General features: G+C 67.6%; 13 protein-coding genes. 10 read left to right on the top strand and 3 right to left on the bottom strand.

Annotation, left to right across the window (positions count from 1 at the left end):
* Together KBY71_RS11655 and KBY71_RS11650 are read left to right on the top strand one after the other, a co-directional pair.
* Positions 1-1144 (top strand): hypothetical protein (locus KBY71_RS11655; protein ID WP_254929072.1); only part of this gene is annotated, 1144 nt, incomplete at its 5' end.
* A gap of 87 nt (positions 1145-1231) precedes the next feature.
* Positions 1232-1921 carry a response regulator transcription factor gene (locus KBY71_RS11650; RefSeq protein WP_254929071.1) on the top strand — a complete coding sequence of 230 codons (690 nt, stop codon included), beginning with the start codon at positions 1232-1234 and terminating at the stop codon, positions 1919-1921.
* Positions 1922-1924: 3 nt separating this feature from the next.
* Here KBY71_RS11650 and KBY71_RS11645 read toward each other — a convergent pair whose 3' ends face one another.
* Positions 1925-5929, bottom strand: a complete 4005-nt coding sequence (locus KBY71_RS11645) for a magnesium chelatase subunit H (RefSeq protein WP_254929070.1) — start codon at positions 5927-5929, stop codon at positions 1925-1927.
* A gap of 85 nt (positions 5930-6014) precedes the next feature.
* On the opposite strand from KBY71_RS11645, the gene KBY71_RS15140 reads away from it, so the two are divergent.
* Positions 6015-8822 carry an HD domain-containing phosphohydrolase gene (locus KBY71_RS15140; protein ID WP_315858552.1) on the top strand — a complete coding sequence of 936 codons (2808 nt, stop codon included), beginning with the start codon at positions 6015-6017 and terminating at the stop codon, positions 8820-8822.
* 29 nt (positions 8823-8851) lie between these two features.
* Positions 8852-9718: a 4-hydroxy-tetrahydrodipicolinate reductase gene (gene dapB / locus KBY71_RS11635; RefSeq protein ID WP_254929069.1), complete on the top strand. Its 867-nt coding sequence runs from the start codon at positions 8852-8854 to the stop codon at positions 9716-9718.
* 25 nt (positions 9719-9743) lie between these two features.
* Here the strand turns inward: dapB and KBY71_RS11630 are convergent, their stop codons facing one another.
* The gene (locus tag KBY71_RS11630) at positions 9744-11930 is read right to left on the bottom strand and encodes a cation:dicarboxylate symporter family transporter (RefSeq protein ID WP_254929068.1); all 2187 of its coding nucleotides are present in this window, start codon (positions 11928-11930) and stop codon (positions 9744-9746) included.
* Positions 11931-12075: 145 nt separating this feature from the next.
* Between KBY71_RS11630 and KBY71_RS11625 the strand changes: the two genes are divergently transcribed.
* The 4 genes from KBY71_RS11625 (at position 12076) to KBY71_RS11610 (ending at position 14781) form a co-directional block, all read left to right on the top strand.
* A complete protein-coding gene (locus KBY71_RS11625) occupies positions 12076-12723 on the top strand; it encodes a hypothetical protein (RefSeq protein WP_254929067.1) in 648 nt (215 codons plus the stop codon).
* A gap of 233 nt (positions 12724-12956) precedes the next feature.
* Positions 12957-13211 (top strand): high light inducible protein, encoded by a 255-nt coding sequence (locus KBY71_RS11620; RefSeq protein WP_254929066.1) that lies wholly within the window; start codon positions 12957-12959, stop codon positions 13209-13211.
* Positions 13212-13346: 135 nt separating this feature from the next.
* The gene (locus KBY71_RS11615; RefSeq protein ID WP_254929065.1) at positions 13347-14516 is read left to right on the top strand and encodes an FAD-dependent monooxygenase; all 1170 of its coding nucleotides are present in this window, start codon (positions 13347-13349) and stop codon (positions 14514-14516) included.
* Between the two features lie 43 nt (positions 14517-14559).
* The gene (locus KBY71_RS11610) at positions 14560-14781 is read left to right on the top strand and encodes a DUF2949 domain-containing protein (protein WP_254929073.1); all 222 of its coding nucleotides are present in this window, start codon (positions 14560-14562) and stop codon (positions 14779-14781) included.
* Here KBY71_RS11610 and KBY71_RS11605 read toward each other — a convergent pair.
* Positions 14772-15296, bottom strand: coding sequence for an adenine phosphoribosyltransferase (locus KBY71_RS11605; protein ID WP_254929064.1), 525 nt, complete (start codon positions 15294-15296; stop codon positions 14772-14774). The genes KBY71_RS11610 and KBY71_RS11605 overlap by 10 nt on opposite strands.
* Before the next feature lie 41 nt (positions 15297-15337).
* Between KBY71_RS11605 and KBY71_RS11600 the strand changes: the two genes are divergently transcribed.
* Together KBY71_RS11600 and KBY71_RS11595 are read left to right on the top strand one after the other, a co-directional pair.
* Entirely contained in the window at positions 15338-15880 is a 543-nt protein-coding gene (locus tag KBY71_RS11600) for a DUF3038 domain-containing protein (RefSeq protein ID WP_254929063.1), read from the top strand.
* A gap of 13 nt (positions 15881-15893) precedes the next feature.
* On the top strand, positions 15894-16179 hold a 286-nt coding region (locus KBY71_RS11595), incomplete at its 3' end, for a DUF4335 domain-containing protein (protein ID WP_254929062.1).

The following is a 16179-nucleotide window of genomic DNA, read 5'->3' as shown; positions in this document are numbered from 1 at the left end:
GCTAAGTTCTTATATTTATACCATTGGCCTGGATACGTCTAGGGCTGTTGACTATATTGAAGTTTTTAGTAGCAATACGAACTGGAAGTTGACTGGTGTCGGCCTGGAGTATGAAGTCACAACGCTGCCGGATGACTACGATTATACGTTTGCGCTTCGTGTCGTAGATTCCGATGGTGATTTTGAAGAGTCACAGCCTTTCTCCATCTATATGGATGCTGATGCCACTCCTGGCTGGTCTCCAAACCCTGGGCCTGTTGCGCTTGATCTGAATGGGGACAATGTCATTGATTATCTTGACTCAAATTCTGGAGTCTCATTCGACTACGGTAATGGATCTGTTGCTACTGCTTGGATTGGAGCTTTAGACGGCCTCCTTGCCTACGATTACAACAACGACGGCCAGATCACGGAAGCCAAGGAGTTCGTCTTCACTATGTGGGGCGATAATCCTGATGTCACCACTGATATGCAGGCCCTGGCTGCCTACTTCGATTCCAATAAAGATGGTGTCTTCGACGAGCAGGATGATGCCTGGACCTCCTTCGGGGTCTGGCAGGATCTGAACGTTGATGGCATTCAGCAGGAAGGCGAGTATGCCTCCCTTGGCGATTGGGGGATCGAGAGCATTGCGCTCACCTACGACGACGACAGCACGGCCTACACCTCGGCTGGTGGAGATGTTCAGGTTTACGGTCAGATGACCGTCACCTACGACGACGGCACTACCGGCTTGGCGGAAGACATGGCGTTTGCCGTCCAGTCTGCTGATACCAGCTATCCAGTTGATCAACTGGTGGCCTCCTACCTCGACACCATGGCCACATCGGGTGATACCGATGGCAATGGCGACCTCAGTGTTGCCGAGCTGGCCTACGGTCTCGATCACATGGTGTCGTCCTTCGTCGACAGTTATGGATTGTCGATTGAAGATCATGCTGTGATTCAACAGGAGGTCTACAACCAGCTCGCCCACGATCTCAATGACCTCTCCGTGGATGACGGCATCGATATCGCCTTCGATGCCGCAGGCGACGCCAATGGCGCTGACGTTCTCGCTGCCCTCGATGACCACTTCATGGAAATCCACGATGCCCATGTGGTACCTGTTGACAGCTACGACGATTCAGGTTCGATGGTCTGATTAATCGTCTTCTAGACCTACACTCAGGCTCCGGCGATTCCTCGTCGGGGCCTTTTCTTTTTGATCTTCTCTCCCAGGTGTGTTGGCGTGTCGATCACCGCCCGTGTGTTGCTCGCCGATTCCGATTCCCGTCGCTGTGATCTGCTGCAAAAGCATCTCCGCGCCTTGGGCTGTGTGCTCCACCTCGAAACGGATGGCCATCTGGCTCAGCAGCATCTCCTCCTATCGCCACCGGATCTCGCCATCCTCGATGTAGCCCTGCCCACCCTCACGGGCATCGAGATCTCCAGGCGGGTGCGGGATCAAGGGTCCACTCTTCCCTTGATGCTGCTCTGCCGTTCTGATCGCTACAGCGAGCGGGTGGCGGCCCTCGATGCTGGTGCCGATGAGGCCCTCCCGTTCCCCTTCGCCTTAGAGGAGTTCACGGCCCGGATCCGGGCCCTGCTCCGCCGCTCTCGCATGGGTGCCAACGATGCCGATGGCTCCCAGCTCATCCACCGCGACCTCATCGTGAACACCGATGAGCGGGTTGTGAGTCGCGCCGGCCTCAGCCTCAAGCTCACCGTGAAGGAATACGAGCTCTTGCTGTATCTGTTGCGCCACAAGGAGCAGGTGCTCTCCCGACATCAGATCCTCACCGCCGTGTGGGGTGACACCTGGGTGGGAGACGACAATCTCCTCGATGTCTACATCCGCTATCTGCGCAAGAAGATCGAACGCCCTGATCTTGAGACCCTGATCCACACCGTGCGGGGTGTGGGGTTCATGCTCCAGTGAGCATCACCCCTCCGTCACCCCCTCAATCCGGTCTTCGATTTCCTGGTAGATCTCCTGCAGCTGGGCGATGTTCTCGTCGCTGGTTTCCCAGTAACCGCGGCCGTTCACTTCCAGCAGGGTGCCCACGATGCGGCGGAAGCTGTGGGGATTGAGGTCCATCAGCCGCTGGCGCATCTCCGGGTCGTTGATGAAGGTGTCGTTGGCCTCCTCGTACACGAAGTTGTCCACCGCTCCGCTGGTGGCACTCCAGCCCAGGGTGAAGTTGAGCCGCTTCGCCACTTCGCGCACACCCTCATAGCCGCTGTTCAGCATGCCCTCGTACCACTTGGGGTTGAGCAGCTTGGTGCGTGAATCCAGCCGGATCGTTTCGCCCAAAGAGCGCACCTGGGCATTCGCCGTGGTGGTGTCGGCGATGTAGCTGGCGGGGGCCTTGCCGTCATCGCGCAGGCCGGCAATCAGCTTGGTGGGGTCGGAGTCGAAGTAGTGGCTCACATCGGTGAGCGAGATCTCGGCGGAATCCAGGTTCTGGAAGGTCACATCGGCGGTTTTCATCGCCGATTCGAACACCTCGCGGTTCTGGTTCATTTCGCCGGGGTTGTCGGCGTTGAAGGCAAACGTCTTGCGTGAGAGGTACATCTCCTGCAGCTCGTTCTCCTCCTCCCAGGTGCTGTTCTCCACCGCCAGGTTCACATTTGATGAGTAGCTCCCGCTGGCATTGGAGAACACCCGGGTGGCCGCGTCCCGCAGCGACACGCCCTGGGCCTCGGCCTGTTCCTGGGCGTGGCGGCGCACGAAGTTCATCTCCAGGGGCTCATCGGCCTCGGCCGCCATCTTCACGCCCTGGTCGATCAGGCCCATCTGGTTGATGAACAGGTCGCGGAACACGCCGCTGCAGTTCACCACCACGTCGATGCGGGGCCGGCCCAGCTCTTCGAGGGGGATCAGCTCCAGCTTGTTCACCCGGCCCAGGGAGTCGGCCACCGGCCGCACCCCGATGAACCACAGGATCTGGGCCAATGATTCGCCGTAGGTCTTGATGTTGTCGGTGCCCCACAGCACGCAGGCAATCGTTTCGGGCCAGGCGCCCTGCTCCGCTTTCTGACGCTCGATCAGCCGGTCCACCACCACCTTGGCGGCCGCGATCGCGGCGCGGGTGGGAATCGATTGGGGATCGAGGGCGTGGATGTTCTTGCCGCTGGGCAGCACGCCCGGGTTGCGGATCGGGTCGCCGCCGGGGCCCGGCAGCACGTATTCGCCATCGAGGGCCTTGAGCAGGCTCTCCATCTCCATGTCGGCGCAGATCTGCTCGAGGCAGAAGCGCAGGTAGCCAAACAGCTTGTCGAGCTCGGCCTGATCCAGATCGGCAAAGCCGGCCGAGCGGCAGGCGCTCAGCCAGGGGCTGGGCAGCTGGAAGCCGAATTGCTCCAGCAGCTTGAAGAACCAGCCGAAGTTTTCCCGCAGGGTTACCCGGCCATCGGCGCCGGTAACGGCCTTCACCATCGAGCCCACCGCCGCGCGGCACACCTCGGTGATCGTGCGGTTGAGCTCCACATCGGCGAGCACGCCGTTGTCGTTGCCCTTGTACACCTCGGCAATCGTGCGGCCCCGGCTCTCGGCCAGCAGGCCCGGCAGGGAGCGCAGGCCGTCTTCGTCGCGCTCCAGTGCCGCGATGTTCACCAGGGTGGCGATCGCCTCCTCGGCGGTTGGGGGCTTGCCGATGGTGTGCAGGCCACAGGGCAGCAGCCGGCTTTCGATCTCCATCAGCTGGCGGTACACCGCGCCCACCACGCCGTCGCGGCCGTCCACATCCAGCTCCGAGGCATCCACCTCGGGCAGGGTCACGTCCTTGTCCAGGTTGCACTGGCGCGCCGTTTCCACGATCGCGTTCACGATCTGCACGCCCCGGCTGCCTTCCCGCAGCTGCTGGTAGGAGCCCACCAGCTCACCCAGCTCCTTGAGGCCCCGATACAGGCCGGCGTTTTCGGCTGGGGGCGTGAGGTAGCTGATCGTGGAGGCGTAGCCGCGCCGCTTGGCGATCGTGGCCTCGCTCGGGTTGTTGGCGGCGTAGTAGTACAGGTTGGGCAGGGCGCCGATCAGGGAATCGGGGTAGCAGGTTTCGCTCATGCCCATCTGCTTGCCGGGCATGAACTCCAGCGAGCCGTGGGTGCCGAAGTGCAGCACCGCATCGGCCTGCCAAACCTTCTCCAGATAGGTGTAGTAGGCGGCAAAACCGTGGTGGGGGCTGGCGCTGCGCGAGTAGAGCAGCCGCATCGGGTCGCCCTCGTAGCCAAAGGTGGGCTGCACCCCCACAAACACGTTGCCGAAGTGGCGGCCGTAGATCAGCAGGTTGGTGCCGTCGGAATTCAGGTTGCCGGGGGGCTTGCCCCAGTTCTCTTCGAGCCGCTCGGAATAGGGGGTGAGCCGCTCGTACTCCTCCACGCTCATGCGGTGGGCGATCGAGAGCTCCGGCGCCCCTTGGAGGGCCTCGGGGTCGTTGATCACCGCTTCCATCAGGGCTTTGGAATCCCGGGGCAGGTTCTGCACGTCGTAGCCCTTGGCCCTCATCTCCTCGAGCACCCGGTAGATCGAACCGAACACATCGAGGTAGGCCGCGGTGCCCACGTTGCCCTTGTCGGGCGGGAAGCTGAACACGGTGATCGCCAGCTTCTTCTCGGCGCGGGGCTTCACCCGCAGCGAGGCCCAGCGGATTGCCCGCTCGGCGATGGCATCCACCCGGTCTTGCAGGGTGTGGGCCTTGCCGGTGGCGTCGTCGCGGCCGCTCAGCACGATCGGCTCAATGGCGCCATCGAGTTCGGGGATGGCGATCTGCAGGGCCACCTGCACCGGGTGCAGGCCGAGGTCGCTCTCCTCCCACTCCTGGGTGGTTTGGAACACCAGCGGCAGGGCCACCATGTAGGGGCGGTTGAGCTTCTTGAGCACCTCGATCGCCTTGGGGTGGTCCTGGCGGGCCGGGCCGCCCACCAGGGCAAAGCCGGTGAGACTCACCACCCCATCCACCAGGGGGATATCGGGGTTGAGGGGGTCGTAGAAGAAGGCGTTCACCGGCTTGGTGAAATCCAGGCCGCCGCAGAACACCGGGATCACGGTGGCGCCCCGGTATTCCATCTCCTGGATCACGGCCACGTAGTGGGCCTCATCGCCGGTGACGATGTGGCTGCGCTGCAGCACCAGGCCGATCACCGGACCCTTGCGGGCCTCCTCGCTCAGATCGCTGCGGCTGGACGTCCAGTTGAGGTATTCCTTGAGGTCTTCGAACATCCCCGGCGCCAGGGGGTGCCAGATGCCCAGATCGGGGAACACCTCGGGCTCGGCCACCACCACTGCCGGCCGGTCGCTGTCGCCCTTGGGGAACACGTATTTGTCGGCCAGCATCAACAGGAAGTTCCTGAGGTTGTCTGGCGTGCCGCCCAGCCAATACTGGAAGCTGAGCATGAAGGAGCGGGCGTCCTGCGCCTTCTCCACCGGCAGGTATTTGAGAACCGTGGGCAGGGTGTTGAGCAGCTTCAACATCGCGTCCTGGAAGCCGGCGCCGCCGGCCTCCTTGCGCTTTTTCATGAAGCTGGCGATGGCGCTCTTGCTCTGGCCCAGCTGGGCCATCGAGAAGGTGCCGAGCTTGTTGAGCCGCATCACCTCCGGCATGGAGGGGAACACCACCGCCGCCTTGAGGCGGTCGCGGTGGGGGGCCACCGCCTCCACCACCTTCTGGGCCAGATCTTCAATGAAGATCAGCGAGGCGATGAACACGTCCGCAGCGGCCACATCGGCCTGGAAGTCGGCGTAGTTCTGGGGGTCGCGCAGTTCTTCGATCAGATAGCCGCTCAGCTCAATCGCCAGCGGGCCGTTCTGGGCGTTGAGCGAGGTGGCCGCCTGGGTGAGGGCGTTCTGGTACTGGGGCTCGAGCACCACATACACGGCTTTCATCACCGCCCGGCCGTTCACGTCGCCGGGGGTGATGCGGCGGTTGGTGGAGCGGACCTGCGTGAACATGCGCGCGGTGGAGTGAGCACTGGCAAGGAATCTACGGAGGGCTACGCCCAGATGCGAGCCCTGGCTGGCCTTGCTACCAAGGGGCATGCCAAAACGCTTCCCCCGGGTGGGGCTCACCACGGCACTCGTGGGTCTGTTTCTGCCCCTGGTGTGCGGCACCGGCCTGCTGGTGAGTGCCCTGGGGGTGCGCCGCACCGAGGAGGTGCTCTCCAGCGCCAGTGAGCAGACCCTGCAGGCATTGGTGGGGGAGTTGCGGGCCCAGCTCGGCCGGGCCCTCGATCCCGCCAAGGCGGTGCTGGAACTGGAGCGGATCGAAGACCTGGCCGACGACCGCAGCTTTGCCCAGCGGCTGGCGTTGTTGCCCCGCTTCGCCGAGGCCCTGGCCAACACCCCGTCCTATGCGGCCTACCTGGTGGCGGATCGGGGCGGGCGCTTTTTTCTGGTGGCCCGGGTGCGGGACAGCCAGGGGTTGATGGTGCCGGGCCTTCCGCCTGGTGCCGCCCTGCTCGTGCAGGGCATCGATCCGGGCCAGCGCCAGGGGCGCCGCCTGGTGTTCGATGCCGCCTTGCGTCAGCTGAGTGACCAGCAGGCGCCCTTGCCGGCCGGTTTCGTGCTCCAGAACCGCCCCTGGGTGCGCCTGGCCCAGCTCGCCAAGGGGCCGGTGTTGGCGCCGGTGCACCGCTTCAGTTTCGGTGGCCAGATGGGGGTGACTTTGTCTCTCGCCACCGCCGATGGCGGAGCCGTGGGCGTGGCCCTGCCCCTCAGCAACCTGGGTGAACTGCTGCGCCACTACCGGATCACCCCGGGCACCCAGCTGGCGATCGTGACCCCCCGCGGCTCGGTGGTGGCCACCCCGGGCATGGCGGGCATGGGGCAGCTCAGCCAGGCGCCGCGGGGAGAGGTGGTGATGCCCACCCTGGCCCAGCTCGGCATGCCGGCCCTGGCGGCCCTGGCCCCCCAGCTCCAGGCGGCGGTGGCCCATCCCGATGCCGTGGAGCGGGCGCCGGGCTTCAGCCGCTTCCGGGCGGGGGGCCAACTGTGGCGCGGCGCCGTGGTGGGGCTGCCCTCCCCCATCAAGGGCGCCAGCACCTTTCTGCTGATGGCCATGCCCGAGCGGGAACTGCTGGCCGACTCCCGGCGTCTGGCCCGAGAGGGCGGTGCGGCCACCCTGCTGGTGCTGCTGCTCACCGTGCCGGTGGTGGTGCTGCTGTCCCGCCGGCTCTCGGCCAGCCTGCGCCGGCTGGCCCGCCAGGCCCAGGCGATCCGGGGCTTTGAGCTCGATGGCGAGGGGGTGCCCCGCTCCCGCATCGCCGAGGTGGATGGGCTGGTGGTCACCTTCGAGGGCATGCGGGGCACGATCCGCCGGTTCCTCGACATGTCGGCCCTGCTGGCCGCCGAGGAGAACGTGGACCGGCTGCTGGAGCAGCTGCTGGAGGAATCGGTGCAGGTGAGTGGCGCCCGCGGCGGCACCCTGGTGGTGCCCCCGGACCGGCGCCTGGTGCAGGGCGAGGTGGAGGCCGCCGCCGACGATGGCGCCGCCGACTGCCTGGCCCTGCCCCTGCTCAGTCGCCGCGGCGAGAGCCTGGGGGAGCTGGTGCTGCACTTTGCGGCGCCGCCCGAGCCGGCCCGGGTGGCCTTCTGCCGGGCCCTCTCGGGCAATGCGGCCGTGGCGCTGGAAACCCGCGGCCTGATCGCCGCCCAGAAGGCCCTGTTTGAGGCCTTCATCCAGTTGATCGCCGATGCGATTGACGCCAAGAGTCCCTACACCGGCGGCCACTGCGCCCGGGTGCCGGAGCTGGCCAAGCTGCTGGCCACCGCCGCCTGTGAGGCCCGCAGCGGCCCCTACGCCGGCTTCGCCCTCTCGGAGCAGGACTGGGAGGCCCTGCACCTGGCCTCCTGGCTGCACGACTGCGGCAAGGTGACCACGCCGGAATACGTGGTCGACAAGGCCACCAAGCTCGAAACCCTCCACGACCGCATCCACGAGGTGCGGATGCGCTTTGAGCTGCTCAAGGCCACGGCGGAAACCGACACCTGGCGGGCCATCGCCGGCGGTGGGGATCGGCAGGCCCTGCAAGCCGAGCTGGAGCGGCTCTGGGCCGAGCTCGATGCCGACTTCGCCTTCGTGGCCGAATGCAACCTGGGCGGCGAGTTCATGGCGCCGGAGCGGCTGGCCCGGCTCCAGGCCATCGCCGAGCGCCGCTGGCGCCGCACCCTCGACGACCGGGCCGGCGTGAGCGCCGAGGAGCTGCGCCGGCGCCAGCGGCAGCCCCAGCCGCCCCTGCCGGTGTGGGAGCCCCTGCTGGCCGACCAGCCCCACCACCGCATCGAGCGCCTGCCCCAGCAGCGCCTGCCCAAGGACAACCCCTGGGGCATCACCATGGCCGAGCCCGAGCTGCTCTACGACCGCGGCGAGCTCCACAACCTGGCCATCAGCCGCGGCACCCTCAGTGCCGAGGAGCGCTACAAGATCAACGAGCACATCATCCAGACCATCCGGATGTTGGCGGCCCTGCCCTTCCCGGCCCACCTGGCCGCCGTGCCCGAGATCGCCGGGGGGCACCACGAAACCAACGACGGCCGGGGCTATCCCCGCGGCCTCACGGCTGGGCAGATGAGCCCCCTGGCCAGGATGATGGCCATCGCCGATGTGTTCGAGGCGCTCACCGCTGCCGATCGGCCCTACAAGAGCGGCAAGCCCCTCTCGGCGGCCCTCGACATCCTGGTGACCATGGCCATCGAGCGCCACCTTGACCAGGAGCTGCTGCAGCTGTTCCTCGAGGCCGGCGTGTGGCGCACCTACGCCGAGCGCTTCATCACCCCCGCCCAGCGCGATGGGGTGGATTTGGCGGCGTTGTTGGAGCGGCTGCGGGCCCCTCGGGGTGCCGCATAGGCTCGCTCCAGACGTGCTCCGGCTCCGCCATGGCCCCTGATTCCGCCTCCGCTCCGGCGTCAGCCCCTGGGGCCCCGATCCCCGTTGTGGTGGCCGGTGCCCTGGGCCGCATGGGCGCCGAGGTGGTGAAGGCGGTGGTTGGCGCGGGCGACTGCGCGCTGGTGGCCGCCATCGACACCACCCCCGGCAAGGAGGGGGCCGATGTGGGCCTGGAGCTCGGCCTCGGTGAGTTGGAGGTGGCGATCACCAGCGATTTCGAGGGTGCCCTCTGCCAGGCCAGCCAGGCCGCCCGCCAGGGCGGCGCTGCGGTGCTGGTGGATTTCACCCACCCTTCGGTGGTCTACGAGCACACCCGCGCCGCCATTGCCTACGGGGTGCACCCGGTGATCGGCACCACGGGGCTCTCGCCCGAGCAGCTGGCCGATCTGGCGGGCTTCGCCGACAAGGCTTCGGTGGGTGGGGCCGTGATTCCCAACTTCTCGGTGGGCATGGTGCTGCTGCAGCAGGCCGCCGCCGCCGCCGCCCGCTTCTACGACTGCGCCGAGCTCACCGAGCTGCACCACAACCGCAAGGCCGATGCCCCCAGCGGCACCTGCATCAAAACCGCCGAGCTGATGGAGGAGTTGGGCAAGGCCTTCAACCCCCAGCAGGTGGAGGAGCACGAAACCCTGGCGGGCTGCCGCGGCGGCCAGCGCGAGAGCGGCCTGCGCCTCCATTCGATCCGGCTGCCTGGGCTGGTGGCCCACCAGGAGGTGATGTTCGGCGCGCCGGGGGAGACCTACACCCTGCGCCACGACACGATTGACCGCTCCGCCTACATGCCCGGCGTGCTCCTCACCGTGCGCAAGGTGCGCCAGCTGGGCGGGCTGGTGTATGGCCTGGAGCGCTTGCTCTGAGGCTGGCCTGGCTGGCCTCAACCGATCATTCGGCTGAAGACTCCACCGTGATCCAGTGCTGGAAGAGGTCGGCCATCAGGCCCCGCCCCTTTTCCTGCAGCAACCAGCTGTTGATGTAAGCCAGCAGGCTGGGGTCCTGCCCCCCCACCAGCATCACCACTTCGCTGTCGAACTGGTCGCCGAACGGTGCCAGCAGGGTGGTGTCGGGGTGCAACACGGCCCAGGCGGCACCCCCCTCCGCGGTGGTGAGCAGGCCGTCGTAGCGGCGTTGCCCTTCGGCCGAGAAGAACTGACGTTTGTCGCCCAGGGGCTCGAAGGCCAGTCCCAGGCCCTGCTTGGGGCCGCCGAGGGCCAGGGCCATCTGCAACTCCAGATGGGGGCTGAGGATCTGGGGATCGGCGGCGGCGATGCGCAGGGGATTGGCCGTTGCCCTGCGCTTCGGTGGCAGGGTTCCCAGCTGCTGGATCCTCCCCACCTTGTGATCGGGCACCACCAGGGCGAGGTGCACCGCTTCGTAGCCGCGGCTCACCTGGTGCCGCATGGCCCGCTTTGGGCTGCTCTGGATGCCGCCCACCGCCAGGTCCACGGCCCCCTGGTTGAGCAGCACTTCCAGGGTCTCCAGCGGCGCTTCTGTCACCTCGAGGCGAAGTCCGCTCGCCTGGGCCAGGGCCTGCACCAGGTCGACGTCGTACCCCACCAGTCGCCCCTGTCGGTTGTGGAAGGCCCAAGGCACCGCATCGCGCCGCAGTCCCACCCGTAGACGGCCCCGTTGGCGGATCGCCTCCATCGTCACTGGCGCGGGTTCGAGCCGCGTGATCGCTGCGGGCGCCGCCGCTTGCACCAGCGGTTGCAGGTTCAGCAGGATCGCGTCATTGCGGTAGCTGTTCGCCAGGGCTGAGGCCAGGGCCTGACGGCCGCTGCTCAGCAGCGCTGCCCCTACCCCCAGGCCTGCCAGCAGGCCCCCCGCCAGGCGCAGGGGCCGCAGCCGCAGGGCGCCGCACGAGAGGAAGTACACCAGGGCAGCTAGCACCACCAAGCCCAGCAAGCTCAACACTTTTTCAAAGCGGTAGAGCCATTCGGCGTTGAGATACACCAGCTCCAGCAGGTTGAGGGGCAGTCCCTGGCGCAGCAGTTCCTGCCGGATCACGGCCTTCAGCCCCGCCACCGTGGTGGGAATGCCGGTGATCAGCATCTGGGCTGTGCGCTCCATGCCCAGGGGCTGGTTCACGTACCAGCCGGCAAAGGGCAAAAAGATCAAGCTGGCCACCTGCCCCAGGGTGGGAAGGGAGTAGCCCAGGGAGATCAAGGGGGCCAGTTCCCTGGCCAGCTCCCGTTCGGCCGGGCTCGGCTCCGCTTCACCGCTCCCGCGGCTGGCCGCCCGGGCCCGGGGCAGTTCCTCCTGCAGATTGCTCACCAGCATGGGCAGGGCCACCAGCAGGTTGGCGCTGCTGGCCGTGAAGGCCAGGGGCCCGCGCACGATGCGCCACAGGGCTGCGGGCCCCAGGGGTGTCAGCGCCAGCACTGTCGCCGCCAGCCCCACGCCCAGCACCACCAGGCTCACCAGGCAAAGCAGGAGCAGACCCTGCATGCGGGCGAAGCGGTCCATCTCCAGCTGGGCAAAGGAGAGGGCGCTCAGGGCCAGGATGCCGAAGGGGATGATCCGCGCCGTCAGCCGGTTGAGGTTGGCAAACAGCTGGCGCACCAGGTCCAGGGTGCGCAGCAGCTCTTCCCGGCCTTCGAGCCGCTGCAACAGCATGCCCAGCAGGGAGCTGAACAGCACAACCGCAGGAAAGTTGTCGGCGGCTAGCGCCGTGAAGATGTTGTCCGGTACGAAGGTGCGCAGCAGATCCGTGTCTGGCAGCTCCTGAAACAGGCCGGCGTGGAAGAAGCCGGAGTACTCCACCGGAGGCAACAGGGGCGGGAGAACGACCACCAGCACGGCTGCCGCCAGCCACAGCCCCGCCAGCACCACGACGCCGCCTCGCAGCAGGGTTTGCAGGGTGCCGCTGCTGAGACCACCGAAGCCCACGATCAGCTCGCAGATCAGATAGGGCATCACCACCACCTGGGACACCTGCAGAAACAGGGTGGCCAGCGGTTGCAGCGCCGCCGTGGCATCGGGGGCCAGCGTGCCGAGCAACGCTCCCACCGCCAGCATCAGCAGGCACTGGTTGCCGATGCCGCGGGGCCAGCGGAAAGGGTTTCGGCTCATTTGAGGCTCAGCTGGGGCGCGCTGCCCTGGGCCATCAGGGGAAGGGGCAGCCAGCCGGAAAGGGCCCAGAGCGCCGCTGCCGACCCGGGCGGGACGGGATGAAGCCCCTATTCTCCCGGTGATCGGTCGGCCGTGCCCGAAGTTCATGCTGATTCCGCTCCGACCGGGCGAATTGCCCCGCCTGATCCCGGCGGTGGCCACCGGCCCCCAGTTCAACGCCTGCAGCGGCAACCCCCGCAAGCTGCTGCAGCGGGTGCTGATCTCCGTGATCGGCGCCGTGATCACCCTGCTGATCAGCCAGACCCTGCTGTTTTCCAGCCAGTTCGGCCCGGTGTTCCTGGTGGTGGGCGTGGTGTTTGCCCTCTACCTGCTCTGGGGGCCGATCCTGGAGGCGGGGCAGAAGAATTCCACCCTGCGCCGCTACCCGGCAGCCGCCCTGTTTGAAGGGGAGATTGCCGACCTCTACACCCGCGAGATCGTGGAGGAGCGCCGCGAACAGGCCAACAACGATGGCCGCCTGGAGCTGGTGGAGAACCGCCGCACCTGGCTCACCCTGGAACTCGAAGATGAGGAGGGCTACCTGGGCAAGGTGCGCTTTCCCTTCGAGAAGAAGCACCAGCAGATCCGTGCCGGCATGGTGGTGCGGGTGCTGGTTCTGAGCGAGCGCAAGGACTTTTCCCAGATCGGGGCGATCAGCGATGCCTGGTTGCCCCAACTGAAGCTGTGGGTGGGGGAGTACCCCTTCCTGCTGCGGCCAGCCTTTGAGGAGCTCTGCCTCAAGCGGTTTCGCTGAGCGGGGAAGTGCGGCGTCGCCACTCCCGGCAGGGGGTGGAGCCGCTGACCCCCATCGGTGTCAGTAATCGGTGTCCCCAACCAGTGTCCGCAATCTGTACAGCTTGTACAGAGTTCAGCAGGCCCCCTGCCAACGGCCTTGCGCTCCCCAGGCCAGCCCCGAAAACGCCGCGATCGCGTTACAAGCTGCAATATTGCGTTACAGTTCCGTCATCACCCCGTAACAAGACAGTCATGTCCCAGGTCACCGCAGCCGAAGCCGCCACCATCCGCGGCGCCACCGTCACCACCGAAGACGGCGGCCGTCTCAACGCCTTCGCCACCGAGCCCCGCATGGAAGTGGTGTCCACCGAGAGCGGCTGGGGTTTCCACGAGCGCGCCGAGAAGCTCAACGGCCGCATGGCCATGCTCGGCTTCATTGCCCTGCTGGCCACCGAGTTCGCCCTGGGCGGTGAGTCCTTCACCCGCGGCCTGCTCGGCATCGGCTGAGCCCATGGGCTCCTGGGTCCTGCTGGCTGGCTAAGCGCCACCGGCTGAGCCACTCCTGACCCATGCCGCAGCAAACTTGCTGCGGCTTTTTTGTGCCCGCTCCGCCGGGTTGCCTCCCCGCCCCCTGCCCCCGCGATGGTTGAGTCCAATCCGGTCCTTCGGGCCCAGGTGAACGGGGCGGGACCCACCGGCGCCCTGGCGGCCCTGGCCCTGGCGGAGGCCGGCTGGCAGGTGGAGATTCGCGATCCCCTGCCCGCCGCCACGTTGCTGGAGCGCAGCCGGGCCTACGCCTTCAGCCACTCCAGCCAGCTCCTCCTGGCCAGCCTGGGGCTGTGGGAGCCGCTCCACCAGGCGATGGTGCCCTTCCGCTCCCTGCAGCTGCTGGATCTGGCCATCGGCCAGCAGGTGCCCTTCGGCCTGGCTGATCTCGGCCCCCGCCTGGCGGCAGCCCCCGGCGCCGCCGTGGGCTGGGTGGCCCAGCACCGTCCCCTGATGACCGTGCTCCTGGAGCGCCTCGCCGCCCACCCCGCCATCCGCCTGGAGCTGGGGGCGCCCCCCCCGTCCCCCGAGCGCGCGGCGCCGCCGGATCTGATCGTGGCGGCCGATGGGCCCTACTCCCCAACCCGGGCGGCCCTGGGCATCGGAGCCCTGCAGTGGGCCTACCGCCAGAACTGCCTCACGGCCCTGGTGCAGCTGCGCGGCTCCGCCGACGACCAGGCCTGGGAGCTGTTCCGCCCCGAGGGCCCCTTTGCCGTGCTGCCCCTGGGGGAGGGCCTGTTCCAGCTGGTCTGGAGCGCCCCCGCCCACCGCTGCCGCCAGCTCGAGAGCCTGGGGGATGCGGCCTTCCTGGATGCCCTTGCCGGCGCCCTGCCGGATCGCTTCCAGCCCGATGCCCTGGTCGACGATCCGCGCGCCTTTCCGGTGAGCCTGCTGCTGGCCCGCCACCTGCACCGGGGCTCCACGGTGCTGGTGGGCGAGAGCGGCCACCGCTGCCACCCGGTGGGCGGCCAGGGGCTCAACCTCTGCTGGCGCGATGTGGCCCAGCTGCACCGCCTGGCCCGCCGGGTGCGGGCTGGTCGGCTGGCGGCCACGCGGCTGCCGGCGGCCTATGCCCGCCGCCGCTGGCCCGATCTGCTGCTCACCCTGGTGGCCACCGACCTGCTGGTGCGGGTGTTCTCCAACCGCTCCCCCCTGCTGCTGCCCCTGCGCCGCCTGGCCCTGTTGCTGCTGGCCCGCCTGGCCCCCCTGCGGCGGCTGAGCCTGGCGGCCATGACCCAGGGACCTTGCCAGCTGCTGCAGCCCTGATCAGCATGGCAATCCCGTGAGCCTGCCTCCTGCAGCGCTGCCCATGGTGATCAGCACCGCCAGCCAACCACCCCCCTCCCAGGCCCTGGTGCGGCTGCTGCGCCATCAGTTCGGCCTCAGCGAGAGCGCTCTGGCCCTGGGCCTGCGCCAGGCCCAGCAGGAGCAGGCCCCCCTGCCGGTGGTGCTCTGGCGCTTCGGCCTGATCAACCTGGAGCAGTTCGACGCCCTGCTCACCTGGCAGGACACCGGTGGTGATCAGGCGTAGATGATCAGCGACTCCACGGGCTGGTGATCGGGCAGTTTGCGGCGCCCCTCCAGGGCTGCCAGCTCGGCCACGAAGCCGAAGCCACACAGCTCGCCGCCCGCGGCCGCCACGAGCTCGGCACAGGCGGCGGCGGTGCCCCCGGTGGCCAGCAGGTCGTCAATGATCAGCACCTTGGAGCCGTCCGCCAGGGCGTCGCTGGCAATCTCGAGCCGGTCGCTGCCGTACTCGAGGGCGTAGTCCACCCCGGTCACCGCGCCGGGCAGCTTGCCGGGCTTGCGCACCGGCACAAAGCCCAGTCGCACCGCCGTGGCCAGGGCGGTGCCCACGATGAAGCCCCGCGACTCGATGCCCACGATCAGGTCGGGTTGCAGCCGCTCACACACCGCCGACAGTTGGCGGATCACCTCCTGCCAGCCGTCGGGGTCGCGCATCAGCGGCGTGAGGTCGCGAAACAGGATGCCGGGCTTGGGAAAATCGGGCACATCCCGCACGAATTCCCGCAGGTCTGGGGCCATGGGCGTGACGGTGGGGTGCACTTGCTGGCATCATCGCAGCCATGCCCCAGGACCCCTCCGCGCCGGAACCCAGCGCCACCCTCTCCCGTCGCGGTCTGGAACGGCTCGATCTGTTGCTGCTCAGCGCCGAAGCCCTCGACCTCAACGGGGGCGAGGCGATGGTGTGGATGAGCGAGCAGATGGGCTTCACCAGCCTCTTCCCCAACCGGGTGGAGCTGTGGAAGCGCCGTTGCACCAATCCCCTGCGCCGCACCACCCGCCGCGAAGCCCTGGCGCCGGCGGAAACCGACGCCCTGATCCGCATCCTCTGCGCCCTGGCCGACCGCCTCTACCCCCTGCTGCGGGGGCTGCTCACCAGCGCCGAGCCGCCTGAGGTGCTCAGCCAGCGCTGGGCTCTGTTCCGGGGGCGGCTCACCGAGCTGATCCAGGCGCGCATGAACCCCCGTCGCGGTGGGGTGCAGCAGTTGCTGGATCCGGAATCGGGCGCCCGCCAGGCGCGCCTGCTGATCCAGGCCCTGGCCCTCGGCAGCGGCGTGGGCGGCTTCGAGCGCCTGCGGGCCAGCCTCCTCGACGCCCAACCCTGAACCGGCCCACCCCATGAAGCAGACCCTCCAATACGACCAACTCAGCTGCCGCCTCAAGGTCGAGGGTCTGCCGGACGTGTCCGTGGGCCAGGGCGGCGAGGCCCTCGGCATCATCACCGGCTGGAGCCTGCAGTGGGCCGGTCGTCCCGAGCTGGAGGGCCGCAAGGAGCATCTCCTGGCCCTGATGCAGGTGGTGCTGCCCTATGCCCGCTACCTGATCAGCGGCGTGCCCCGGCGGTTTGGCGCCGAGCCCCAGCCCGTGGAGATCGCCCCCAATCCCCAGGGCGGCCACACCCTGC

The organism is Cyanobium sp. T1B-Tous, assembly GCF_024345475.1.
In the GTDB taxonomy this organism is placed as follows: domain Bacteria; phylum Cyanobacteriota; class Cyanobacteriia; order PCC-6307; family Cyanobiaceae; genus Cyanobium_A.
The sequence above is the reverse complement of the archived record's forward strand: the minus strand, read 5'-3'. Positions and strand labels throughout refer to the sequence as shown.